The 23,364-nt window shown below is 61.9% G+C and carries 19 protein-coding genes and 1 pseudogene; 6 read left to right on the top strand and 14 right to left on the bottom strand.

The genetic code is table 11. From position 1 onward, the window contains the following. Positions 1 to 52: 52 nt before the first annotated feature. From BMY45_RS08060 to BMY45_RS08035, 6 genes are read right to left on the bottom strand one after another with little or no spacing between them, the layout of a single operon-like run. Entirely contained in the window at positions 53 to 655 is a 603-nt protein-coding gene (locus tag BMY45_RS08060) for an amino acid synthesis family protein (RefSeq protein ID WP_092396405.1), read from the bottom strand. Between the two features lie 16 nt (positions 656 to 671). Continuing rightward, positions 672 to 1,121 (bottom strand): VOC family protein, encoded by a 450-nt coding sequence (locus BMY45_RS08055; RefSeq protein ID WP_092396403.1) that lies wholly within the window; start codon positions 1,119 to 1,121, stop codon positions 672 to 674. Positions 1,122 to 1,132: 11 nt separating this feature from the next. Next, a complete protein-coding gene (locus BMY45_RS08050) occupies positions 1,133 to 2,173 on the bottom strand; it encodes a VPS10 domain-containing protein (RefSeq protein WP_092396401.1) in 1,041 nt (346 codons plus the stop codon). A 12-nt stretch (positions 2,174 to 2,185) separates the two neighbouring features. After that, positions 2,186 to 2,980, bottom strand: a complete 795-nt coding sequence (locus tag BMY45_RS08045; protein WP_092396399.1) for an SDR family NAD(P)-dependent oxidoreductase — start codon at positions 2,978 to 2,980, stop codon at positions 2,186 to 2,188. A gap of 26 nt (positions 2,981 to 3,006) precedes the next feature. Further along, positions 3,007 to 4,497: an aldehyde dehydrogenase family protein gene (locus tag BMY45_RS08040; RefSeq protein ID WP_092396397.1), complete on the bottom strand. Its 1,491-nt coding sequence runs from the start codon at positions 4,495 to 4,497 to the stop codon at positions 3,007 to 3,009. A 10-nt stretch (positions 4,498 to 4,507) separates the two neighbouring features. Further along, complete coding sequence (locus tag BMY45_RS08035) at positions 4,508 to 6,049, bottom strand: acetolactate synthase large subunit (protein WP_092396395.1); 1,542 nt, start codon at positions 6,047 to 6,049, stop codon at positions 4,508 to 4,510. A gap of 273 nt (positions 6,050 to 6,322) precedes the next feature. Between BMY45_RS08035 and BMY45_RS08030 the strand changes: the two genes are divergently transcribed. Then, complete coding sequence (locus BMY45_RS08030; RefSeq protein WP_092396393.1) at positions 6,323 to 7,081, top strand: IclR family transcriptional regulator; 759 nt, start codon at positions 6,323 to 6,325, stop codon at positions 7,079 to 7,081. Between the two features lie 30 nt (positions 7,082 to 7,111). Here the strand turns inward: BMY45_RS08030 and BMY45_RS08025 are convergent, their stop codons facing one another. From BMY45_RS08025 to BMY45_RS08015, 3 genes are all read right to left on the bottom strand, one after another. Beyond that, complete coding sequence (locus BMY45_RS08025; RefSeq protein ID WP_092396391.1) at positions 7,112 to 8,434, bottom strand: alginate export family protein; 1,323 nt, start codon at positions 8,432 to 8,434, stop codon at positions 7,112 to 7,114. A 95-nt stretch (positions 8,435 to 8,529) separates the two neighbouring features. Then, positions 8,530 to 9,951, bottom strand: coding sequence for an aldehyde dehydrogenase family protein (locus BMY45_RS08020; protein ID WP_092396389.1), 1,422 nt, complete (start codon positions 9,949 to 9,951; stop codon positions 8,530 to 8,532). An 89-nt stretch (positions 9,952 to 10,040) separates the two neighbouring features. After that, positions 10,041 to 11,489: an APC family permease gene (locus tag BMY45_RS08015; RefSeq protein ID WP_092396387.1), complete on the bottom strand. Its 1,449-nt coding sequence runs from the start codon at positions 11,487 to 11,489 to the stop codon at positions 10,041 to 10,043. A gap of 324 nt (positions 11,490 to 11,813) precedes the next feature. Here BMY45_RS08015 and BMY45_RS28620 point away from each other — a divergent pair. Both BMY45_RS28620 and BMY45_RS28615 read left to right on the top strand, forming a co-directional pair. After that, positions 11,814 to 13,025, top strand: a pseudogene (locus BMY45_RS28620) (HAMP domain-containing protein); the annotation flags it as partial. A 102-nt stretch (positions 13,026 to 13,127) separates the two neighbouring features. Then, the gene (locus BMY45_RS28615) at positions 13,128 to 13,883 is read left to right on the top strand and encodes a methyl-accepting chemotaxis protein (RefSeq protein WP_371913920.1); all 756 of its coding nucleotides are present in this window, start codon (positions 13,128 to 13,130) and stop codon (positions 13,881 to 13,883) included. 126 nt (positions 13,884 to 14,009) lie between these two features. On the opposite strand, the gene catA is transcribed toward BMY45_RS28615, so the two are convergent. Genes catA through BMY45_RS07995 form a run of 3 tightly spaced genes read right to left on the bottom strand, consistent with a single transcriptional unit; the run spans position 14,010 to position 16,443 of the window. Continuing rightward, complete coding sequence (gene catA, locus BMY45_RS08005) at positions 14,010 to 14,939, bottom strand: catechol 1,2-dioxygenase (RefSeq protein WP_092396383.1); 930 nt, start codon at positions 14,937 to 14,939, stop codon at positions 14,010 to 14,012. 54 nt (positions 14,940 to 14,993) lie between these two features. Further along, positions 14,994 to 15,284, bottom strand: a complete 291-nt coding sequence (catC, locus tag BMY45_RS08000) for a muconolactone Delta-isomerase (protein WP_092396381.1) — start codon at positions 15,282 to 15,284, stop codon at positions 14,994 to 14,996. A gap of 10 nt (positions 15,285 to 15,294) precedes the next feature. Further along, positions 15,295 to 16,443, bottom strand: coding sequence for a muconate cycloisomerase family protein (locus tag BMY45_RS07995; protein WP_092396379.1), 1,149 nt, complete (start codon positions 16,441 to 16,443; stop codon positions 15,295 to 15,297). A gap of 125 nt (positions 16,444 to 16,568) precedes the next feature. Between BMY45_RS07995 and BMY45_RS07990 the strand changes: the two genes are divergently transcribed. Further along, positions 16,569 to 17,474 (top strand): LysR family transcriptional regulator, encoded by a 906-nt coding sequence (locus BMY45_RS07990; RefSeq protein ID WP_092396377.1) that lies wholly within the window; start codon positions 16,569 to 16,571, stop codon positions 17,472 to 17,474. 54 nt (positions 17,475 to 17,528) lie between these two features. Here BMY45_RS07990 and BMY45_RS07985 read toward each other — a convergent pair whose 3' ends face one another. Together BMY45_RS07985 and BMY45_RS07980 are read right to left on the bottom strand one after the other, a co-directional pair. Then, positions 17,529 to 18,977 (bottom strand): APC family permease, encoded by a 1,449-nt coding sequence (locus tag BMY45_RS07985; protein ID WP_092396375.1) that lies wholly within the window; start codon positions 18,975 to 18,977, stop codon positions 17,529 to 17,531. A 294-nt stretch (positions 18,978 to 19,271) separates the two neighbouring features. Continuing rightward, positions 19,272 to 20,234: a helix-turn-helix domain-containing protein gene (locus tag BMY45_RS07980; protein WP_092396373.1), complete on the bottom strand. Its 963-nt coding sequence runs from the start codon at positions 20,232 to 20,234 to the stop codon at positions 19,272 to 19,274. Between the two features lie 214 nt (positions 20,235 to 20,448). On the opposite strand from BMY45_RS07980, the gene BMY45_RS07975 reads away from it, so the two are divergent. Both BMY45_RS07975 and BMY45_RS07970 read left to right on the top strand, forming a co-directional pair. Continuing rightward, positions 20,449 to 21,825, top strand: a complete 1,377-nt coding sequence (locus BMY45_RS07975) for an aspartate aminotransferase family protein (protein ID WP_092396371.1) — start codon at positions 20,449 to 20,451, stop codon at positions 21,823 to 21,825. A gap of 40 nt (positions 21,826 to 21,865) precedes the next feature. Further along, complete coding sequence (locus tag BMY45_RS07970) at positions 21,866 to 23,320, top strand: aldehyde dehydrogenase family protein (RefSeq protein WP_092396369.1); 1,455 nt, start codon at positions 21,866 to 21,868, stop codon at positions 23,318 to 23,320. Positions 23,321 to 23,364: the final 44 nt, after the last annotated feature.

Genomic DNA, 23,364 nt, shown 5'->3' with positions numbered 1-23,364 from the left:
GGGCTGAGTCAGTCATGCCCTGTGGGCTTTGCCTGCAGCCTAACCCTTGGAGTCAATGCAAGCCATCGACGCCCTTGACGTCCGCCGCCTGCAGGCCACCCAGTCGTGCATGCAGGCGACCACGCGTGGCGAAGGCCCAGATCACCACGACTTCATCGGGTGACGGGCCGTCCCCCAGCGTCAGGGAAATACTGTCGTAGTGAGAACGCACATAGAGCGCATCCTTGTGTGCCAGCGGCACGTCTATGGTCGTGCCAGGACCGCCGCGCTTACCGGTGGAAGGCACCCAGGACTTGCCGCCGCCCAGCGCCACGCGAACCGGATCGGCAGCCGGGTTGGTCAGAAACGCATTGCCGTGCTCGTACTCACCCAGGCTGCCCACCAGGCATGCCTTGCCGTAACTGACAATCTCCCGCGAGCCGGCCAGTGCCTGGATACGCCGACCGAACTCCTCGCCCAGCAGCGGTGATGGCTCGATCAGTTCCGACAGCGTCTCGCTATAGCGGCTTGCATAAGGGTTGGCGATCACGGCCGCGATCGCATACTTGAACAACGGCTCGCCATCGGCCAATTGGCCGCTTTCGTTGGCCAGTGTCTCTTCGATGAAGCTGTACCATTTACGGATGTGATAAGTAGCGAAATTCGCGGTTTTCATCAGACTTGCCTCATGTTCAAAGTGGGTCCAGATCGAAATTCCTGCTCGGGGCGCCAGCGGCCCTGAACCGTGCCTTGCCCCGGGCATCGTCATGTTCGGTCTCGAGGAAGAACTCCATGCGATTGCCATCGGGATCGTGGAAATAAACGCCGTTGCCGATTTCGTGGTCGGTGATCTTCACCACCTCCACGCCCTTGCGCAGCAACATGCCGTAGAGCTGGCGCAGGGTGGTCATGTCACCGGCGATCTCCAGCCCGTAATGCTGCAAGCCCAGCCCGCCCTGATGGGCACCCGGCTCTGCACGGATCAATGCGATGTCGTGATGCTTGGCACCAAACGCCATCATGATCCAACTGTCGCCTCGTGCACTTTCATGCATGCCGAGGATGTCGGCGTACCAGCGTGCCGACACTTCGGGGTCACTGACCCATAGCGATAAATGAGTACGAAGGACTTCGACTTTCATCGCGCCATACCTCAGTTCTTCTTGACGATGGATTGGTGTCCGGCCTTGATCTGCGCCACTGCGGGGGTCCAGAGCACATCCGCGATCTCGCTGAACTCGCGCCACTGTTTTTGCCACCCGTCCCCGCCGTTTTCCGAGGTGAACAGATGGCCGTACTTGGTGCCGGCGACGATTTGCCGAGGATTGGCCGGGTTGAAGGCGATGGCCCAGATACAGGAGTTGGGCTGTTGCGCAAGAGGCAACACTTCCCAACTGAGCGCGGCATCATGGGAAACGAGGACCTTGCTGGTGGTACCGGGCGTGCCGTCGGAAATGCTCAAGTACAGGCTGCTTTGCGTATCCAGCGGCGCGTTCATGGCTCTCACGTAGTAAAGGCCGAACGCTTCGCGGGCAATGATGCCGGTCCATGTCAGCCCTTCATCCAGGCTGCGGTAGACGGCGTTGACGCAGACCACCACGATGACCTTCTGGCCATGGTTGGGCAGCACCAGGATGTTGTGGATGTCGGAGTTGTAATCCCACAGCAGCCGGTCATCGACCCGTGTCCAACTGTCGCCGCCGTCGCGCGAATGAAACAACCCGCCCTCCTCCAGGCCAAACCATAACTGGTTGCGGTCCGTTGGATCGTAGGCGAAGGCCAGTAGACGGGGACGGCTGACGCCGTCACAGAATTCCGGGATCTCCACCGGCGCACGGTCCCAGTGCTGGCCACCGTCCAGGGTCCGCCACAACACAGCGCGCGAAGGTGCCCCGGTGCCGACAAAAATACGCTGGGCGTCCTGCGGGTCGACCGCGACTTTCCACACGGTCTGGCCATTGAACGGAGAATCGACCCGCTCCCAACGACCGCCGGTGTCGTGGCTGACGCACAAGCCCACGTCGGTACCGGCATAAATCACTTCGGGGGTGCCCGGGTGGACACTCAAAGACCGCGTGATCGCATCGAACTCCAGGTCCTGGCCCAAGCCAAGGCGATGCCAGGTCCGGCCATCGTCGGCGCTGCGGATGACGGCCTGACCCACCGTGGCGACCAAAAGGGTTCCGTTACTCATCACTGATGCTCCTCAAATGAAGATGCCACGGGTCAAACCACCGTCGATGCCGATGGATTCACCTGTCACGGCTCCGGCCTTGGGTGACGCCAGGAAGCCGATCAACCAGCCCATCTCGATGGGTGCCAAGGTGCGGCGGATCGGCGTGACATCGATGTAGCCTTGCTCGACCTGTTCCGGGGTCTTGCCCTGCTTGATCCCTTCACGCTCGTACAACTCCTGGATATGGGGGGTGTCCACCACGCCGGGGTGGATCAGGTTGACGGTGATGCCGGCAGGGCCCAACTGGTCGGAAAGGGTCTTGGTCATGTGGGCGATGGCCAGGTTGCGCATCCCCGACAGAACCTTGCTGCCGCGGCCGGTGAGACCTCCGATGTTGATGATGCGACCAAAGCCGCCAGCCTTCATGTGCGGGGTCACGGCCTTGGCGCAACGGAAATAGCCAATGACCTTGGTGTTGAGGTCCGACAGCAGTTCATCGTCGCCGGCATGCTCGATGTCGTTGCGCACGACGCCCGATGGCGCCGCCGCACCGTTGACCAGGATGTCGATGCGACCGAAGTGCTTGTGTGCCGCTTCCACCATGTCCGATACGGCCGACATCTGGTTGGTGTCGCAAAACAAGGGCAGCACTTCGTTGCCGGTCTGGGCCGTGATCTCCTCGGCGGCCTGCTGGAGATACTCCATGCGGCGCGCGCAGATCACCACCTTGCAACCCTCTTCGGAGAGAAAGCGTGCGACCTCCTTACCGATACCCATGCCGCCGCCGGTGACGATGGCCACACGACCTTTCAATTCCAGATCCATAGCGATTCCTCTTGTAATGATTCGGTTCAGGCGAGATCGACGAAGACACTCTTGGTCTCGGTGTAGGCATCGATCACGTTCTTACCCATTTCCCGGCCCCAGCCGGATTGCTTGTAGCCACCGAACGGCGAAGCCGGATCGACGACATTCCAACAGTTGATCCAGACCGAGCCGGCCTTGAGTTGCGCCGCCACCCGGTGGGCCGAGCTGAGGTCGCGGGTCCACAGGCCCGCCGCGAGGCCATAGGGCGAATCGTTGGCGCGCAGCACCAGGTCGTCGATCTCGGTCCAGCTCATGACGGTCAGCACTGGACCGAAAATTTCTTCGCGGGCGACGCAGGCCCCTTCGAAGCGGTCGAGGAATACGCTGGGCTCAATGAAGTGACCGCGCTCCAGGTGCTCGGGTCGCCCTCCGCCGCAGACCAGTTCGGCGCCCTCTTGCTGCCCGCGTTGCAGGTAGCCTTTGACCGTGCTCAGTTGGCGCGCGGAGACCAGCGGGCCCATGCTGCTGGCCGGATCCAACCCGGGCCCGAGGACATGGGCGGCGGCGTGACGCTGGAGCTCTTCGAGCACCTGGTCGAGTACGCTGGCATGCACGTATAACCTCGATGCGGCGGTGCAGACCTGCCCCTGGTTGTAGAAAATGCCATCGGCGGCCCCTTTGGCAGCCCGCACGATGTCAGCGTCCGGCAAGATGATGTTCGGTGACTTGCCGCCCAATTCCAGCGACACCTTCTTCATGTTGCTGGTGGCGGCCTGGGCGATCAGTCGACCGACCTGAGTCGAGCCGGTAAAGGCGATCTTGTCCACGCCAGGGTGCTTCGCCAGCGGTGCACCGGTCTCGGCACCGAGCCCGGTGATCAGGTTGACCACCCCCGGCTCGAAGCCCGCCGCTTCGATCAACTGCACCAGCCGGATCGCCACCAACGGCGTCTGCTCGGCCGGTTTGAGCACCGCCACACAACCGGTTGCCAGCGCCGGACCGAGCTTCCAGACGCACATGTTGAGCGGAAAATTCCACGGCACGATCAACGCACAGACCCCCACCGGCTCGCGCAGGGTGTAGTTGAGCATCGGCGCCCCGCTGGCGGGCGAAACCGGCAGCGTGCTGCCTTCGATCTTGGTCGGCCAACCGGCGAAGTAGCGCACGATATTCGCGGCGCTGGCCGCTTCACCGCGGGCGGCGGCGATGGGCTTGCCGTTCTCCAGGGTGATCAGTTGAGCCAGTTCCTCGCGGTGTTGGTCCAACAGGTCAGCCAGGCGGAACAGCAGCAGGCCTCGCTGGGCCGGTGACTGCCGCGCCCAGGCCCCGCTGAACGCGGCACGGGCGGCAGCGACCGCCGCATCGACGTCACGCTCATCGGCTTGGGCGACTTCTGTCAGCGTTTCTTCGGTGGCTGGATTCTCCACGGCAAACCGGCGACCTCCAGCAGCGTCCTGCCATGAGCCGCCAATGAACAGGCGACCGGGTTGGGACAGGAACGCCTGGACGGCGGGCAATACTTCGAACGGGTTCATATCGACTCCTTCACAGCGCCATTTCGATCAGGCAAGGACCACTGTCGGCACTGGCATTGGTCAGGGCCCGTTGTAGTTCGCCATTGGTGTGCACCGTGCAGGCGGGTACGCCGTAACCTTTGGCCAGGGCCTTCCAGTCGATCCGCGGGCGGTCCAGCACGGTCAGGTTCAGGGCTTGCGGCCCGAGTTCGGTCATGCCAAAACGGCGCAGCTCGTTTTGCAGGATTGCGTAGCGATGGTTGGCGGCGATCAGAATCACCACCGGTAATTGCTCACGCGCAATGCTCCACAGGGTCTGGATGGTGTACTGGGCGCTGCCGTCTGACTGCAGGCAGAACACCCGGTTGCCACGCTCCGCCAGGGCGGCGCCAAAACCCACTGGAATGCCCTGGCCAATTGCACCGCCGGTATTGGTCAGCACGCGGTGCCGCGCGGCATGGGCGGAGGCGGTGAAAAACGGATAGCCGCAAGTCCCGCCTTCCACGGAGACAATGCAGTCGTCCGGCAGCGCGGCGGCCAGCAGTTGGCCGATGGATTGAGGCGTCAGCTCCGCCTGGGCGGGCGGCAACTCGATGCCCTGCGGCGTGGGCCGGTAGGCGGGCGCATCGAGGGCATCGGCCAGCGCCGTCAAAGCACCGGCCACGTCGTCGCCGACTTCGGCCAACAGCAGCAGGCGGTCACGCTCGGCCAGCCGCGAAGGTATGCCTTCATAGCCGAAGTAACTGATGGGTTCCGGGACACCGGCGCAGACGACCTTGTCAAACTGGTCGAGAATCTCGATCGCCACTTCCGGGAAGTACGGCAAGCGATCCAGGTCCGGCAAACCACCGCCGCGGTAGCTCAACCGCGGAAAGGTCTCGGCGAACATCCGCACGCCGGGAAGTTGCGCCAGGCGCCCCGCCGCTTCCAGTCCCGCGACGGACAAGCCCTGGTCGCCGACTATGAAGACCAGGCGCTGACCGTCACGCAGCGCCTGCGCCAGCGCCTCGACCCGATCACCGGCAAACCGGCGAACCGGCGGCTGCACAGGCGCAAATACTCCCGGGTGCTCCGCCGGGTTGCCTTGCAGGTCCATGGGCAGGATCAAGCTGGCGATCTGGCCTTTGGCTTGCCAGGCTGCACGCATGGCGTCCTGCAGATCGTCGCCGATGCCCGATGCCGTACGCGAGGTACGGACCCAACCGGAAACGGCCCCGGCCAAGGCCTGGATGTCGCTGGCCAGTGGCGGATCGTAGTTGACGTGCCATGACGCGTGGTCGCCGATGACATTGACGATGGGGGTATTGGCGCGGCGCGCGTTGTGCAGGTTGGCAATGCCATTGGCGAACCCAGGCCCGAGGTGGGTCAGGGTCATGGCCGGCTTCTCGGCGATGCGCCCATAACCGTCCGCAGCGCCAGTGCACACCCCTTCGAACAAGGACAGCACCGGCTTGAGGCCCGGGGCACTGGCCATGGCTGCCACCAGAGGGATTTCAGTCGTTCCGGGATTGGCGAAGCAGTACTCGATACCGCTTGCCACCGCCGCCTTCACTATCAGTTGCGCACCATTCATTTCCAGCCCTCTCGGTCGTGCGTTTGCAATGATTGAGATTTATCACACACAAAAGCCCGCACAACAAGCTATTTTTATACATAAAACTCTTATTATGAGATTTTATGTAGTTTTTGAGGCTAAAAATACCGACAGGCAACTTGTATTTCTCAAGCAGCGGAGTAAGGTGACGGCACGTTTCTCATCCGGCAGGCAGGCTTTCCATCGCCGCTGCGCCTACCTATAGTGCTCACCAAACGGCCACCCGCATGCCTTCCCCCCTTTAGGAACCCAATGAGCAGCCTGAGTAAAATGCTGAGCGTCCTGGACCTGTTCGGCCCAGAGACGTTGAAGATCGATCCCGACACCACTGCCGAGCGCATGGGACTGTCACGCGCGACCGTGTACCGCTATGTCAAGGACCTGTGCGATGCCGGCCTGCTGACGCGAGTGGACGCCGGCAGCTACGGCCTGGGACCGCGCGTCATCGAGCTGGACTGGATGATGCGTCAGTACGATCCCATCCTGCTCGCCGGGCGCGAGCTGATGCACGAGCTGTCCGCGCAAACCGGCCTGGCGGTGTTTGCGAGCGTTTTTTATGACGGGCGCATCATCAACACCTACATCGCTGAACCCACGGATACCTACCAATTCGCGTTCGGACGTGGCCAGCCGCTGCCGTTTTTTCGCGGTGCGCAATCGAAGGTACTGATCGCCTTCCAGAAGGGCCGTCGACTGCAGCGCCTGTTCGAAGAGCACATGGCCAATGACCCCGACAGTCCGTATGACTGGGCAGGGTTTGCCAAGGCCACGAAGAAGATCCGCAAGGACGGCTACTGCCTGACCCACGATGAACTCAACCTGGGCCTGACCGGCATCGCGGCGCCCATCATCCAACCGGATATCGATGAGGTGGTGGGCAGCCTGTCCGCCGTGGGCAGCACGCAAAGCTTCAAGCTGCTGCGCCAGGAAACCGTGGTCGAGATGGTCATGGACACCACCCGGCGCATCGCTGAGAACATGCGGACCCAGCCAGGCGCCGATGGGCCATAGGCCTCAGCCCTGGACGCAGTGGCTGAACGGTCAGAACGGAACGGCCACCGTCAGCTGGCTGTACAGGTTGGTGCCGTTTCCGCCGACCTGATTGCCACCCGAGTTTGAGTCCTGCTTGGGTTTGTAGAGGCCGACCAAGGGGCTGATGATCAAGTGCGGGTTGACGGCCCATTCTGCATAAAGATCCAGTTCCTGGGCATCGAGATTCAGCGAGTCGCGCTTGCGCAACGTGTCGAAATCGAAGTACAGCGCGCCCACCGTCAGGTTCTCCAAGGGCGTCGCTTTCAGGCCGACGTGATGAATGCTGGTGTTACTGTTGAATGGCCCGGCGTAGTTGCTGGCGACTTCGCCCTGCAACCAGGTGCCATAGCCCGTGCTCACACCAGTGAACAGCGAGTCCCATTTCTGCGAATAGCGGGTGTAGCGATACGTCACCTTCGGCGCCCAGGCGACGTCAGCGAAGGTATACCCCGCCTCCCCGTACCAGGCTTTCTCAGGACCGCTGTCCTTGTCCTGCCAGGCATACTCGAACGCCAGGCTGACGTTCTCGATACCGGCATCGCCTTCACCCCGCACGCTGTAGACATTCATGCCTTTGCGCTGGCGCTGAAAATCACTGGCCCATTGCTCATCGACGTCGATGCCATGCACCCAGGTCAGCCCCAACGTACCGGGTTTGGTGGTGTAGTCCAGGGTGCCGGCGGCCAGTTCGGTCTCAGCCTGGGCGCGGTTGTCGGACTTGAGCCAGAGCAGGCTGCCATGCAGGCCATCCTGCCCGCCCAGGCGCAAGTAGGCGGTCTGGTCGAAAGCGTGCCGTGCGGCCAGGTAATAGGCTCCGCCGCGGTTCAGGGCGCCGTCGGCAGGGCCCTTGCCCAGGTTCGGCCCGTCATCGTTGAGCAGGAAGCCACGGCCCAGCTTGACCACCTGGCGCCCACCGGAAATATCGACGCCATCCTTGCCCAACGCCGGAAACAAATCACCGGAACGCCAGCCCAGATAGGCATCCTCGATCTTCGTCGTGCGCTCGCTGCCCAGGGTATTGCCCGACGGGTCGCCGTCTCCCCAGGTGGCGGAACTGACCAGGGAGAAGGCGCCGTACGCCGTGCCGTTGCCTGCCAAGGCCTGATCACCGCTCAAGCCGTACTTGATGAAACCTTCCCGCCAGGTAGAGCCACCGGAAGTGCCGTCATAGTTCTTGCGACTGTTGAACAGGCCGAAGACCGCCGTCATGTCTGCGTTGAGATGACGGCTCTCATCGCTGTAGAGCTCATAGGCCTGGGCCTGACTGATGGCGCAAAGCGCCAATGAGCACGCAAGCGTGCTGCCGAGCAATGGACTGAATGGATACCGCATGGGTGATGCTCCTCTGGTGCGCCTTCATAGGCTGTCTTAGGTATTGGCATGACGTCGGCACGGCGGGCCGCACCGACTTCGCAAGGCGAATGGGCTTATTCAGGGTCACGCTTGCGGACAAACAACAGCTGCTGGCCGGTGAATTCCAGCAGGCCTTCAAGGCCGAACTCGACACCAAAACCGGACATCTTGCTGCCGCCAAACGGCGTGTTCGGCTGGATCTGGGCATGGCAGTTGACCCACGCCACCCCGCTTTCGAGACGGCAGGCCAACGCCTGCGCCTGTTCGATGTCCACTCCCCAGACCGAGCCGCCCAAGCCCATGTCGCCCGCATTGGCGCGACGCAGGACATCCTCGACATCCCGGTACGCGATCAGCGGCAACACCGGACCGAACTGCTCCTCGTCGACCAGGCGCTGGCCATCCGTCACATCCGCGACCAGGGTGGGCGGATAGAAGAAGCCCGGGCGATCCAGGCGCGCACCGCCACACAAGACACGTCCACCCTGGGCCCGCGCATCGGCGACCAGCGCATCGACCAACTGCAGTTGTTCAAGGTTCTGCACCGGACCGAAGGTGACCAAAGGCTCCAGGCCATCGCCGACGACCTGGCGGGCGGCAATCCCGGTCAGGGCATCGGCGAATGCCTGGTACTGGGACTCGTGGATGTACAGGCGCTTGAGCGCAGCACAGGTCTGACCCATGTTGAGAAAGGCCGCCTGGAAAATTTCCTCGGCCACCGCCTCCACCGGCGTACCCGGCAGGACGATGGCGGCGTCGTTGCCGCCCAATTCCAGGGTCAGGCGCTTGAGGTTGCTGGCGGCACCGCGCATCACGCTTTGCCCGGTGGCCGTCGAGCCGGTGAAGACAATCTTCTGGATGCCGGTGTGCGTAGTGATCGCACTGCCAAAACCTTGTTCACCGGTCACGCAGTTGATCACGCCATGGGGCACATGACGGGCGATGATCTCCGCCAGGCGCAAGGTGCTCAGGGGAGTCAGGCTCGACGGTTTGCTGATCACACAGTTACCGGCCCGCAGCGCCGGCATGATGTGCCATACAGCGATCATGAACGGCCAGTTCCACGGGGTGATCGAAGCCACCACGCCAAGAGGCTTGCGGTGCAGTTCGATGCGCTGGGTGGGGGTTTCTTCCACCAGTTCCACGGTAATCTGTTGTTGCGCCGCATAACGCGTCCAGGCCGCCGCCCCCATGACTTCGGAAAAGGCCAGCGCCAACGGTTTGCCTTGCTCCTGGACGATCAGCCGGGCCAGGGACTCGGCTTCTTGTTCGATGTCCGCAGCGACTTTCATCAGGCGATCGCAACGGTCAGGATGAGTGCTGTGCCGCCACTTGCCGAATGCCGCCTGCGCGGCATCCACGGCCAGGTCCAGTTGCGCCAGCGACCCGGCTGGACATTGGGCGAATGCGGCTCCCGTGGCGGGGTTGATGACGTCAAACTGTCCGTTTTCACCGGCAACCCGAACGCCGTTGATGAGCATCTTGTATGTGTGCATTTGAAACCTTCCTTTCACGCGCTGACGAGCCGTACCGAACGGCGGCCGGCAGATGTATTCGTAGTGGAGTGGTACCGCGGGGGGGGGCCCTAGAGCTTGTGGCTGCCCAGGGCCATGAACCGTTGCGGCGAGGTCCTTCGCAGCCGCACGGCCAGAAACAGACCGCCGATCAGTGCGGCGGGTATCACGGCGCAGAGACCATAGGAGATCAATTGGCTGGCACCGGTGAGCACATCGAAATGAACGACGGCCAGGACCAGTACCGTCAGCAGTGCCAGGCAAGAAAAGCCCGGCAGAATTTTCCCGCGCCAGACCCCGACCTTAAGCTGCGGGTGACGCTGGAAATACACGTAGATCGCGACCGAGGTCAGCGCCATCAACAGAATCACGCAGAGGGTAGCCAGGTTGGAGAACCAGGCGAACAACTGCAGGATAGGATCGCCATCCATAGCTGCGAAGATCAGCACCACCACCGCAGCGATCAGGCTTTGCAACGCCGACCCCATGTGCGGACTCTGGTGAATGCGATGGGTGGTGCCCAACTGGCTGGGCAGCAGGCCATCTCGACCAATGGCGAAAAAGTAGCGCGCCGCGGCGTTATGGAACGCCAGTAGCCCGGCGTAGATACTGACCATGAACAACACGCGGATAATCTGCGTCAGGTATGGCCCGACAAAATGATCGGACATGCCGTAGATAAAGGTCGTCGGGTCCTCTAAGGCCTGAAGCATCGGGACGATCTTGTCCGCGCCCACCCCCACCACCATGGACCAGACTGACAAAGCGTAGAAACCGCCGATCAGCAACACGGAACTGTAGGTGGCGATCGGGATAGTGCGTTGCGGGTTCTTGGCCTCTTCGCCGTAGATGGTCGTGGCCTCGAAACCGATGAACGCTGCGAAGCAGAACAGCAGCCCGATTGACGGCGTGCCGCTGAACACATGGCTGCGATCGAATGCGTCGAGGTTGATGCCACTGTCACCGCCGGTTTTCAGGATGGCAAAATCCAAGGTCAGGATCGCCAGGTACTCGGCAATCACGACAATCGACAGCACCCGGGCGGACAGATCGATCTTGCGACACCCCAGAATCGCGATGCTGGCCATCGCCATCAACGAGTAGGACCACCAGGGCAACACCAGGCCAAACACACTCTCCATGGTGCCGCTGACCACGCCGCCGAACATGCCGTACAGCCCGATCTGGAGGATGTTGTAGGCAAACATCGCCAACACCGCCGCCGCGCCGCCGGCCAGGCCACCCAGCCCGCGAGAGGTGAACGCATAGAAACCACCAGCGTTGGTGAGATGCCGGGACATCGTGGTGTAGCCCACCGAGAACGCCAGCAGTACCAACAAGGCCAGGATCAGCAACGCCGGGGTGCCGGCGCCGTTACCCAGCATGATGCCAATGGGAAAGCCGCCGGCGATGACACTCAACGGGCTCGCTGCCGATATCACGAAGAAGATGATGAAGCCCACACCCAGGGCGCCACGCTTGAGCTCCGTCGAGCTGTTGACCGGGATAAATACACTCATTTTCTTGACCTTATTGTATGAGGCAGTCGCTATAGGGTTGGTCCGATCAAGGCACGATCGGTACCGGTTAGCGTTTTTGTTTTAGACGCGCGCTGGAATCGATCCTATGCCCCCCGTCGAACCGCTCGCTATCCCAAATCGGTAGCATCATCGGCACCGCCCCAAAACGGGTCGCAACGGCGCTGCCAATCCGCCAGCTCTTGCCGATTTGGGATAGCCCCCTGCACGGCCTCCCCTCATGCTCTGCCCAGCCGCTCCAGACTCGGCGCGCTCATAAGAAAAAAACGAGGGCGTCTTGCCCCTCGCCTCCAAAGCCCCTCCCAAATGCAGGAAACGTCAGCCATGCCTTTCGCTCACCTCACGATCCAGTGGCGAATTACGCTACTGAGCGGTCTATGTCTGCTGGCCGTTGTCGGCGCGTTGATCGGCGCCTCGCTCTATCAGAATCAACAAAGCGCCAGACTGCTGAAGGAACAGAGCAGCGAGTTGCTGGGCCAGGCGGCCTCGCAACGCCTGCACGCCCAGGCCGTTGCCCACGGCCAGCATGTCGAACGCTTTTTCAACGAAACGGCACTCTACGGTGAAGGATTCGCGCAACAGGTCCTGCAACTGCGCGAGCAAACCCTCGAGGGACGACTCACGCCGACGCAATTACGCGAGGATCTGATCAGCATCACGCGACAGACCCTGCAAAAACGCTCGAAAGTGCTGGGCCTGTATGTGGTGCTGTTGCCCGATGCGTTGGTCGGTAAAGACGCCGACTTTGTCGGGCAACGCGCCTTGGCAGGCAACGAGAAAGGCCGCTTCGCCCTGTATTGGTCACAGAGCCAACCGGGGCGGCTGGTCCAGGAGGTGCTGACCGAACCACAAATCACCGCCAACAATGCACCGGTCGGCAGCGAGCCGGAAAACGCCTGGTACGTCTGCCCTCAAGAACAACGTCGCACCTGCGTGATCGAACCCTACGCCAGTGAGGTCGAGGGTCAGAAAGTGCTGATGAGCAGCATCTCCATTCCCCTGCTCGTCAATGGCAAGCCGATCGGTGTAGTCGGCATGGACATCAGCCTCGACACACTGCAAAAACTGGCTGCCGATCTCAGTCAAAACCTGTATCAGGGTGACAGCGAGGTCAGCATCCTCTCGGCTTCCGGCCAAGTGGCTGGACGCAGTGGCACGGTGACCGGCGCCGCCATCGACATCCGTCAGCCCCTGCAAACCACGCCCGACAACCCCACCTGGCAGTTGCAGATAAAGGTTCCGCAAGCCTTGGTACAGGCGCCCGCCCGACAAATGCAGGCCCAACTCGACGACAAGAGCCGCCAGGCCAACTGGCTCAACCTCGGCCTGGGTCTGCTGGCCAGTCTCCTGGGCATGCTGCTGATCTGGCTCGCCGCCTATGGCGTGACACGGCCACTGCTGAAAGTGGCCAGCCTGCTCGACGCCATTGTCGAGGGTGACGGCGACCTGACCCAACGGCTGCCGACCGGACGAGGCGACGAACTGGGTCGCCTGGCCAGTGGTTTCAATCGCTTTCTGGATAAGCTGCAACCCATTATCCGCAATATTCAGTCGGCCTCCCTGGACACCCGCAACAGCGCCGACACCTCTCTGGGCATCGCCCGCGAAGTCAGCGCGGGCATGCAGCGCCAGTACCGCGAAGTGGAGTTGGCCGCCACTGCCCTGCATGAAATGAGTGCCAGCGCCCAGGAAGTCGCCCGCAACTCGCACCGCGCCGCCGATGCTGCCTCCGCTGCCGAAAACGCCAGCCGCTCAGGTCAGGCCGTGTTCGCTACCGCCGTGCACAACATCGAAAACCTGGACCAACGCCTGGACGCAACCCTCAAGCAAGTGCGTGCCCTGGCCGAAAACAGTGCCCAGATCGGCCAGGTGCTGGACGTCATCTGCGCCATCGCACAACAGACCAATCTCTTGGCCTTGAATGCGGCTATCGAAGCGGCTCGGGCGGGCGAACAGGGCCGGGGTTTTGCCGTGGTGGCTGATGAGGTCAGGCACCTGGCCAGTAACACCCAAAGTTCGGTGGAACAGGTGCGCATGGTCATCGAATCGCTACAGCAACTGAGCCAGGACGTGGTGCATAGCACCCAGCTCAGTCGCGAACAAGCCGGCAGCAGCGTGCTGCAAGTCCAGCAGACGCGCACGGCCCTGGAGAACATCTCTCAGGCCGTGGACGTGATCGAACAGATGAACCAACAGATTGCCAGCGCGGCCCTGGAACAAAGCACCGTGGTGGATGACATCAGCCACCGTGTCAGCGACATTCGCGGCATCAGTGAAACGCTGACCACGCGCATGGGCGACGCCTCGAAGGCCAGCGACTCACTTTATGAAATGGCGGACCATCAGCAGCGCCTGGTGGGGCATTTCCGGGTCTGACGAGCCGGGAGAGCCCTGCTCCTGGCCCCTGTGGCGCTCGGTTCGATGAGCCGGCGTCGCGCACAATGCAAAAGGCCGCGGGATAACTGTTCGCTATCCCACGGCCCTGGCTACAGCGGGAAACCGTCAATCTTCCAAGGCACGAACCCGCTCGCAGCGCTGCTGCTCTTCAAGCTGGGCGGACAGCTGCAGGGTGAAATCGAACTCGATCTCAGCAAAACGACCGTTGACGCCGTGCGCCGCCGCACGTTGTTGATCCTCGCTGAAGGTGATTTTTGCGATCAGTTCATCACGAGTCGCGTAGGCGAAATCGTCGTGCAGGTACTTGTCGCCGTCGAGATTGATCTGGGTCGTCAGGTGGCGATGATCCGGCGCCGAGATGAAAAAGTGCACGTGTGCTGGACGCTGACCGTGACGTCCCAACTGATCCAGCAATTGCTGGGTCGGACCGTCCGGAGGGCAGCCGTAGCCTGACGGTACGATACTGCGAAAGCGATAGCGTCCCTCGGTATCGGTGACGATGCGCCGACGCAAATTGAACGCCGACTGCTGGGTATCGAAGTAGGAGTAAGTGCCGCCCGTGTTGGCGTGCCAGACGTCGACAACCGCACCAGCCAATGGCTCGCCAGCGGTGTTGAACACCCGGCCCTGCATGAACAGCGGCACGCCCGGATCGCTGCCATCGTCCAGCCGAGCCTCACCTTGGCACAACGGCGCGCCTGCCACGTACAACGGTCCTTCGATCGTCCGCGGCGTGCCGCCAGCCTTGCCGGCCTGCTCGTCTTCGGCATCCATCAGCAGGTCGAGGTAATGTTCCAGACCGATCCCGGCCACCAGCAATCCCGCTTCCTGGCGAGCCCCCAGCACGTTGAGATAATTGACCGCTTTCCAGAACTCTTCCGGCGTCACGGCAAGGTCCTCGATGATGTTCACCGAATCACGCAAGATCCGGTAGAGCAGATCCTTGACCCGTGGGTTACCCCCATCGTTGAGCAGACCGCTGGCCTCTTCGAGAAATTTCTGGACACCGGCAGTGTGGGAAATCTTGACGTTCATTGCGTGGTTTCCTCATCTTTTAATTATTAGCGTAACGAACTGAACCGACTGGGATCAGCGGTCATCCTCATGGATGGAAGACGGATGGCGACACATCGCGGCAACTTCAATCGCCATGTAGGGGTACAGCGGCAACTGCATGAGCAAGTCATGCAGCTCCTGGACACTGTCGACATCGAACACACTGTAATTGGCATAGAGCCCGGCAATGCGCCACAAATGGCGCCATTTGCCTTGTTGCAGCAACCGTTGGGCCAAGGCCTTTTCATCGGCCTTGAGCCTGGCGGCCGTTTCTGGATCCATATCGAGCGGCAACTGCACGGTCATCTTTACGTGAAACAGCATGGCGTTCTCCTCAGACTTGATGAACGACGGTGGAGGTTTTGTCGCGACGGAAGTACGCCAGGCGCTCTTCGTCCAGCGTCACGCCCAGGCCAGGGGTATTGGGCACATGCAGCTCGAAATCACGGTAAACCAACGGTTCACTGAGAATATCCTCGGTCAGCAACAGTGGCCCGAACAGCTCGGTGTCCCAGGTCAGTTTATTGAGCGTGATGAAGGCGTGGGCAGAAGCGAGTGTGCCTACGCCGCCTTCGAGCATGGTGCCGCCATAGAGGCCGATGCCGGCTGCGTCGGCAATCGCAGCGGTGCGTAGCACTGCACGAGGCCCGCCGTTCTTGGCGATTTTCAACGCGAATACCGAGGCGCCCCCTTCCCGGGCCAGGTTGAATGCATCCTCGACGCATTCGATCGACTCGTCGGCCATGATCGGTGCGGGGCTCATGGCGTTCAGGCGCGCCATACCGGCGCGGTTATGACGGGAAATCGGCTGCTCGATCAAGTCGATGCCGTTCGAGCCGAGAATCCGGCACGCACGTAACGCCACCGCTTCGTCCCAGGCCTGATTGACGTCGACCCTTACGCTGGCGCGGTCGCCCAAGGCTTTCTTGATCGCCAGGACATGGGCTAGGTCGCGATTGACCTCACCGGCACCGATTTTCAGTTTGAAGAGGCGATGGCGGCGCAGGTCGAGCATCTGCTGGGCTTCGGCAATGTCTTTTTCGGTGTCACCACTGGCCAGGGTCCACGCCACCGGCAAGGCATCACGCACGCGGCCGCCCAACAGCTCGCTTACCGCCAGGCCAAGACGCTTGCCTTGGGCATCGAGCAATGCGGTTTCGATCCCCGACTTGGCAAAGGTGTTGCCACGAATGCAGCGCTCCAGGCGCAACATGGCAGCGTTCACATTACTGGCATCCTGGCCCATCAGCAGCGGCGCAAAGTGCCGGTCGATATTGGTCTTGATGCTTTCCGGGCTCTCGTTGCCGTAGGCAAGGCCACCGATGGTCGTGGACTCACCGATACCTTCGATGCCGTCGGCGCAGCGCACGCGAATGATCACCAGGGTCTGGTTCTGCATCGTGTGCATCGCCAGTTTGTGCGGGCGGATGGTGGGCAGATCGACGATGATCGTCTCGATCGCCTCAATGGCTGTTGCAAGCATGGCAATACCCGTCAGGTTCTTGGAGTTCTGGAACCGATTCTCGTACGGGTTTTTCTGGGGGGCCAATATAGAATTAGTCTGGCATGATACCTTTAAGGTATACATCGAACCTCCGGAGACTGCCCATGGAGTTGCGTCACCTGCGTTATTTCCAGGTCTTGGCCCAGACCCTCAACTTCACTCGCGCCGCCGAGCTTTTGCACATCGCCCAACCGCCGCTGAGCCGCCAGATTCAACAATTGGAGGAGGAACTGGGCGTGTCTCTGCTGGAACGCGGGCGGCCGCTGAAGCTGACCGAAGCCGGGCGTTTTTTCCACGAGCACTGCGCAACCCTGCTCGAACAGCTGGGCAAGGTCTGTGACAACACCCGTCGGATTGGGCTGGGCGAGAAAACCTGGCTGGGCATCGGTTTTGCGCCGTCGACCCTGTACGGCGTGCTGCCAGAACTGATCCGTCGATTGCGCAGCGGCGAGACCTTGGCACTGGAGTTGGGCCTCTCGGAGATGACCACCTTGCAGCAGGTGCAGGCACTCAAAGCCGGACGCATCGATATCGGTTTCGGTCGAATACGGATCGATGATCCGGCGATTGTCCAGACGGTGTTGACTGAAGACCGGCTGGTGGCGGCCCTGCCGGCTGGCCATCCCTTGCTCGCCGGGCCCATCAGCCTGCAGCAACTGGCCGTGGAACCTTTCGTGCTGTACCCCGGCAACCCGCGTCCCAGTTATGCCGATCATGTGATCGCCTTGTTCGAATCCCACGGCCTTGGCATTGAGGTGGCGCAGTGGACCAACGAATTGCAAACCGCGATCGGGCTGGTAGGTGCGGGAATAGGCGTGACGCTGGTACCGGCCTCGGTGCAACTGCTGCACCGCGACGACATTGGCTTCACGCCGTTGCTGGAAGACAACGCGACGTCACCGATTATCCTTAGCCGGCGCGTCGGCGATGTGTCAGCAGGCTTGAGTCACTGCCTGCACATGATTGATGAGCTGCTCGGCCAGGTCGGCGTCAGTCGGCTCGCACCGTGACCGGCCCCCACTGCAAGCGCTCTCATGTCGTGGCCAAAAGTTCGGCGTGGGGCCTTAAAGCTTGTGGCTACCTAACGCCAGGTATCGCTGCGGCGACGTCTTGCGCAGTCGAGCCGCCAGTAGCACGCCACCCAGCAGGGCCGCGGGAATGACGGCGCAGAGGCCATAGGACAAGGCTTGGCTGGCGCCGGTCAGTACATCGAAATGCACCACCGCCAATACCAGGACCACCAATAGGGCAAGGCAAGAGAAGCCGGGGAAAATCCGCCCACGCCAGATTCCCAGCTTCAGCTCGGGGTGACGTCGAAAGAACATGAGTACGGCTGCCGAAGTGATCGCCATCAGTAAAATCACGCAAAGCGTGGCCAAGTTGGAGAGCCAGGCGAACAGCTGCAGGATCGGATCGGCATCCATGGCAGCAAAGATCAACACGACCACGGCAGAAATCAGACTCTGCAACACCGACCCCATATGGGGACTCTGGTGGACGCGATGGGTAGTGCCCAACCGGCGCGGCAGCAAGCCGTCACGCCCGATGGCAAAGAAGTAACGTGCCGCTGCGTTATGAAAGGCCAGCAGGCCGGCGTAGATACTGACCATGAACAGCACGCGGATAATCTGAGTCAGATACGGGCCGACAAAGTGATCGGACATGCCATAGATAAACGTCGTCGGGTCCTGCAACGCTTGCAGCGTGGGCACGATTTTGTCCGCCCCGACGCCCACCACCATCGACCAGACCGATAGCGCGTAGAAACCACCGATCAGCAATACCGAGCAGTAGGTAGCGATCGGGATGGTACGTTGCGGGTCCTTTGCCTCCTCGCCGTAAATGGTCGTGGCCTCGAAACCGATAAACGCCGCGAAACAGAACAGCAAGCCGATTGACGGTGTGCCGCTGAACACATGGCTGCGATCGAAGGCGTCAAGGTTGATGCCGCTGTCACCGCCGGTCTTGAGAATGGCGAAATCCAGGGTCAGGATAGCCAGGTACTCGGCGATGACCACCGCCGACAGCAACCGGGCCGAGAGATCGATCTTGCGATACCCCAGAATCGCGATGCTGGCCATCGCCATCAACGAGTAGGACCACCAGGGCAACTCCAGGCCAAAGACGCTGGCCATGGTGCCACTGACCACGCCCCCGAACATGCCATAGAGGCCAATCTGGAGGATGTTATAGGCGAACATCGCCAGGACCCCTGCCGCCCCGCCGGCCAGGCCACCCAGGCCGCGAGAGGTGAAGGCGTAGAAGCCCCCGGCGTTGGTGACGTGTCGGGACATGGTGGTGTAGCCCACTGAGAACATCAGCAAGACCGTCAAGGCCAGGATCAGTAACGCCGGTGTACCGGCGCCATTACCCAGCATGATGCCAATGGGAAAGCCGCCGGCGATGACACTCAACGGGCTGGCTGCCGAAATCACGAAGAAGATGATAAAGCCGACACCCAGGGCACCACGTTTCAAATCCGTCGAACTGTTAATCGGGATAGATACACTCATTTTCTTGACCTTATTGTATGAGGCAGTCGCTGTAGGATCGGCGCAGTCAATCGCTCACCGCCACCGAACAGCTCATTGTTCTTGTCGCACGCTGGATTCGATCCTATGCCTGCCCATGAATGCCTCGTTATCCCAAATCGGTAACGTCTCAGGCGCCATCCCAAAACAGGTCAAGGCAGCCTGCAGGCCCTGCTGATTCGGGATACCCGTCAACGCCGTGGGTGGCAGTCGCTCACTGCAAGGCGATACGCGCCGTCAGTGCCGCCGCTGCAGCTAAGTGCGACGGGCAAATATTCAGGCATGGGCGCAACCGGGGATGGCTGCGCGCGCGGTGTGGGATGGCAACTCGGCGAACAGCTCCTGGTACTCTGCGGCAAAATGGCTGAGGTGATAGAAGCCCCATTGGGCGGCGGCATCGCCGATCGAGAGATGCGAGGCGGGGGTGGACATCAAGGTCCGGCGCACACCGTTGAGCCTCACGGAGCGCAAGTAGTTCAGCGGCGTCGTCTCGGCAACCGAGCGGAAGCTGTTCTGCACGGTACGCCGGCTCACGTGGAGTCGCTGGCACAACTCGTCCACGCTGGGTACGTTGAGCACCTGCGCAGTCGTCAGACGATGGCATTTCTCGACGATGAAACTGCGCGTGGAGCTGGCGATGCGCTGGTGCTTGTCGCAGGCCGGGTCGGTCATGAGTTGCAGCAACTCGCCCAGCATGGCCTGCTCCAGCGCCGGATCGCCCGCACTGTCGAGTTCTTCGTGCGCCAGGGCCTGGGAGAACACCGCCAGCAACTGGCGGCGAGCATGGGCGAAGCGCTGGCTGGAACCCCTGATCACCGGTTGACGCAATAGCTGGCTGATTTCCTTGGCCGACGGCGTTTGCGCCAACGCCTGCTCGAACCATTCACGTTCGAACGTGATGGACAGCAGCTCCATCCCCATCGGCATATGGAACATGAACTCCTCGCCACCCTGGAGAAAGAACAGGCTGCTGTCGTCCACTTCCCGCCCCTGCATCCGTGTCGAACCCGGGACAGTGATCGGCACTGCGAAGCACATCTTGTCCCGGGGAGCCACACCGTGCTGCACGACACGCTGGTTGATCTGCTCGCGAAAGACGTGGCATCGCGCAGTGGTCAACTGCATGAGCGAACTCTCGGCCAAACCGGCGGTTAACTGGTTGTAGTCCTGGTTCCACTCCTGAATGTTGGCCGCATGGACATGGATGTCTCGGAAATGGCTTACGTTGCTTTTTTTCATAATTCGCGAAAGCCTCGGTCGATATTCTTCTTATTAGATCACCTAAACATACAATATTCGCGCAATAAGAGATTATTGCAAATTTCCTCAACGTAGCGCCCTTCACTGGAACTGGCGTTCGGCGCGGCGCATCCATGTGCCGATTCGGGCTACCGGCCTGGGATGTGCCACGGGGATGATCGGCACACTGAATCCGACATCCTGAGAGGCCGTCATGAGCGAAACCAAATTTGAATCCCTCCACTTCGCGGATGCCCCGCGGATGACCTCCGGCACCGTGCCCGGCCCCAAGACCCGCGAGGCCCTGGCGTTGTCGGAGCGCACCGAGTCGATGGCACGCGGCGGCGCACGCATGCCCGTGGCCATGGACCGCGCTTTCGGCGCGACCTTCAAGGACCCGGACGGCAACACCTACATCGACTTGTCCGCAGGCGTGGGCGTCAGCAGCGTAGGCCGCTGCCACCCCAAGGTGGTGCAGGCCATCCGCGAACAGTCCGAGGTGTTGATGCATGCCCTGGAAGTCAACAGCACTCGGCGCACCGAACTGGCAGCCAAACTCTCCGAGATCGCACCGGACGGCTTGCGTGGCGACTGCATCACCTTCTTCACGCAAGGCGGCAGCGATGCGCTGGAGGCTGCCATCAAGTTTGCCAAGCGCATCACCGGGCGGCACCAGATCATCGCTTTCCACGGTGGCTACCACGGCGTGTGGAACGCTTCGGGCTCGCTGACCACAGGCACCGCCTACCGCAAGGGTTACGGCGCCCAAATGGGTGGCGTCATTCACGCCCCCTACCCTTATGCCTACCGCTTCCCTTTCGACACCACTCACAAAAGCGCCGAGCAGATCGCCGGCGAGTACGTGGACTATCTGCTGAACACCCCCTACACCGCCGCCGATGACGTGGCCGCCGTGATCGTGGAGCCGGTGCAGGGCGAAGGCGGCTACGTGCCGCCCTCGGCAGAGTTCCTGCAACTGTTGCGCAAGGCCTGCGACCGCAGCGGCACGCTGTTGATCGTCGATGAAGTGCAATCCGGCGCAGGGCGCACCGGCAAGATGTGGGCGGTCGAGCACTCCGGCGTCAAGCCCGACATGCTCACGTTCGGCAAGGGTATCGGCAGCGACCTGCCGATGGCCGGCCTGATCATGCGTTCGGACCTGGCGGCCAAGATTCCAGACGGATCGATGCCCAATACCTTCGCCGCCAACTCGTTGTCCGCGGCAGTGGCGCTGACCAACATCAGCATCCTGCAAGACCCGGAGCTCGATCTGCTCAACCGCGCTCACACCCTGGGACTGGAAGCGCAGGAACGCATCCGAGGATTTAACAGCCCGTTCGTCGGTGAAGTACGCGGCCGCGGCCTGATGATCGGTATCGAGCTGGTGGAAGACCTGGTCACCCAGTCCCCCCTGGAACCTCAGAAGATCGGCCAGCTCATGGGCTACCTGTTGGACCACGGCGTGCTGATGATTCCCTGCGGTCGCTACAGCAACGTGATGCGCGTCATGCCTTCGCTGACCATTTCCCGCTCATTGTTCTTCAAAGCCCTGGACATCTTCGGCGACGCCCTGGCCTCTCTCAAGGCATGAGCTGTGTAACCCGACCTTTTCATATCACGCAGGCCCCCAAATGACTCAGCACCTGAATCACTTTATCCAAGGCGCGTCCTTCGAAGCCTCCGACGGTCGTCGCATACCTCTCATCAACCCCGTGACAGAACAGCCGTACGGCAGCTCCGCGCGAGGCACGGCCGCGGACGTGGACCGCGCCGTGAGCGCGGCGCGCACCCAGCTTGAGCATGGCGCCTGGAGCCAGCTTGACGGCGCCCAGCGCGCTCGATTGCTGTCGAAACTGGCTGACCTGGTCGAGCGCGACAGCGAATTGCTGGCCGATCTGGACGCTGATGCCATCGGTCGCTCCCCCCTCGAACCACGCCGGATGGACCTGCCCAACGCAATCGCCAACTTGCGCGCTGCCGCCGGCTGGGCCAATCAGCTGGAGGGGCGCACCATTCCCACGGGCGGATATTTCGGCGCCAAGACCCTCTCGTACACGGTCCGTGAGCCAGTGGGCGTGGTCGGCGCCATCGTGCCCTGGAACTCACCGCTGATGATCACAGTGTGGAAGCTCGCCGCGTTGCTGGCGGCGGGCTGCAGCGTGGTCATCAAGCCATCGGAAGAAACCCCGCAGTCGGCCCTGCACCTGGCGGCGCTGGCTCAGGAAGCGGGCTTCCCTGACGGCGTGATCAACGTGGTCACCGGCTACGGCGATGAGGTGGGCCGCGCGTTGTGCGAACACCCGCACGTCGCCAAGATAAGCTTCACCGGCAGCCCCGAGGCCGGCCGCGAGATCCAGCGCACCGCCGGCGTGCTGTTCAAGCGCGTGGCACTGGAGCTGGGCGGCAAGAGCCCACAGATTGTCTTTGACGACGCCTCCTTCGAGGACGCGCTACGCGGCTGCGCGCTCGGCCTGTTCGTCAACCAGGGCCAGATCTGCGCAGCGGGCTCGCGCATCCTGGTCCACCGCAGCCTCGCCGATCGCTTCGCCGCGGCGCTTGCCGATGCTGCGCGCGAGGTCAAGGTAGGTGATCCCCGGCAGCCCGACATACAGATGGGGCCGGTGGCCAAGAAAGCGCAATTGGATCGCGTCAACCGCTACATCCAGCTGGGCATCGACCAAGGCGCCTCGCTACTGGCCGGCGGTGTATCGACCCCTGAGCGGGGCTGGTTTGTCCAGCCGACGATCTTCGCCAATGCCCGTAATGACATGGCGATCGCCCAGGACGAGATCTTCGGGCCCGTCGGCACGGTGATCACCTTCGACAGCGAAGATGAAGCGGTCGCCCTGGCCAACGATTCCACCTACGGCCTGGCGGCCACGGTCTGGACCGCCGATCTGACGCGAGCACACCGCGTAGCCGCTGCGGTAAAGGCTGGCGCCGTGGGTATCAACTGCTGGAGCCCGCTGGATGCCAACCTGCCCTGGGGTGGCGTCAAGGCCAGCGGCATTGGGCGTGAGGGCGGGTTTGGCGGTGCGTTGGCCTACACCGAGGAGAAGGTCATCACCGTACTGCTGCCGACCTGAAAACAATCACTGCACCGACTACCTTCGAGGCCTCGGGGCGCCGA

Source organism: Pseudomonas sp. NFACC39-1 (assembly GCF_900110355.1).
GTDB lineage: Bacteria > Pseudomonadota > Gammaproteobacteria > Pseudomonadales > Pseudomonadaceae > Aquipseudomonas > Aquipseudomonas tehranensis.
The sequence above is the reverse complement of the archived record's forward strand: the minus strand, read 5'-3'. Positions and strand labels throughout refer to the sequence as shown.

Coding starts and splice junctions, on each gene's coding strand:
- BMY45_RS08025 (WP_092396391.1), bottom strand. CDS start 8,434: ATGCGGTATCCATTCAGTCCATTGCTCGGCAGCACGCTTGCGTGCTCA.
- BMY45_RS07970 (WP_092396369.1), top strand. CDS start 21,866: ATGACTCAGCACCTGAATCACTTTATCCAAGGCGCGTCCTTCGAAGCC.
- BMY45_RS08040 (WP_092396397.1), bottom strand. CDS start 4,497: ATGAACCCGTTCGAAGTATTGCCCGCCGTCCAGGCGTTCCTGTCCCAA.
- BMY45_RS08045 (WP_092396399.1), bottom strand. CDS start 2,980: ATGGATCTGGAATTGAAAGGTCGTGTGGCCATCGTCACCGGCGGCGGC.
- BMY45_RS07975 (WP_092396371.1), top strand. CDS start 20,449: ATGAGCGAAACCAAATTTGAATCCCTCCACTTCGCGGATGCCCCGCGG.
- BMY45_RS08035 (WP_092396395.1), bottom strand. CDS start 6,049: ATGAATGGTGCGCAACTGATAGTGAAGGCGGCGGTGGCAAGCGGTATC.
- BMY45_RS07990 (WP_092396377.1), top strand. CDS start 16,569: ATGGAGTTGCGTCACCTGCGTTATTTCCAGGTCTTGGCCCAGACCCTC.
- BMY45_RS08050 (WP_092396401.1), bottom strand. CDS start 2,173: ATGAGTAACGGAACCCTTTTGGTCGCCACGGTGGGTCAGGCCGTCATC.
- BMY45_RS07980 (WP_092396373.1), bottom strand. CDS start 20,234: ATGAAAAAAAGCAACGTAAGCCATTTCCGAGACATCCATGTCCATGCG.
- catC (WP_092396381.1), bottom strand. CDS start 15,284: ATGCTGTTTCACGTAAAGATGACCGTGCAGTTGCCGCTCGATATGGAT.
- catA (WP_092396383.1), bottom strand. CDS start 14,939: ATGAACGTCAAGATTTCCCACACTGCCGGTGTCCAGAAATTTCTCGAA.
- BMY45_RS28615 (WP_371913920.1), top strand. CDS start 13,128: ATGCAGCGCCAGTACCGCGAAGTGGAGTTGGCCGCCACTGCCCTGCAT.
- BMY45_RS08060 (WP_092396405.1), bottom strand. CDS start 655: ATGAAAACCGCGAATTTCGCTACTTATCACATCCGTAAATGGTACAGC.
- BMY45_RS07995 (WP_092396379.1), bottom strand. CDS start 16,443: ATGCTTGCAACAGCCATTGAGGCGATCGAGACGATCATCGTCGATCTG.
- BMY45_RS08015 (WP_092396387.1), bottom strand. CDS start 11,489: ATGAGTGTATTTATCCCGGTCAACAGCTCGACGGAGCTCAAGCGTGGC.
- BMY45_RS08020 (WP_092396389.1), bottom strand. CDS start 9,951: ATGCACACATACAAGATGCTCATCAACGGCGTTCGGGTTGCCGGTGAA.
- BMY45_RS08055 (WP_092396403.1), bottom strand. CDS start 1,121: ATGAAAGTCGAAGTCCTTCGTACTCATTTATCGCTATGGGTCAGTGAC.
- BMY45_RS08030 (WP_092396393.1), top strand. CDS start 6,323: ATGAGCAGCCTGAGTAAAATGCTGAGCGTCCTGGACCTGTTCGGCCCA.
- BMY45_RS07985 (WP_092396375.1), bottom strand. CDS start 18,977: ATGAGTGTATCTATCCCGATTAACAGTTCGACGGATTTGAAACGTGGT.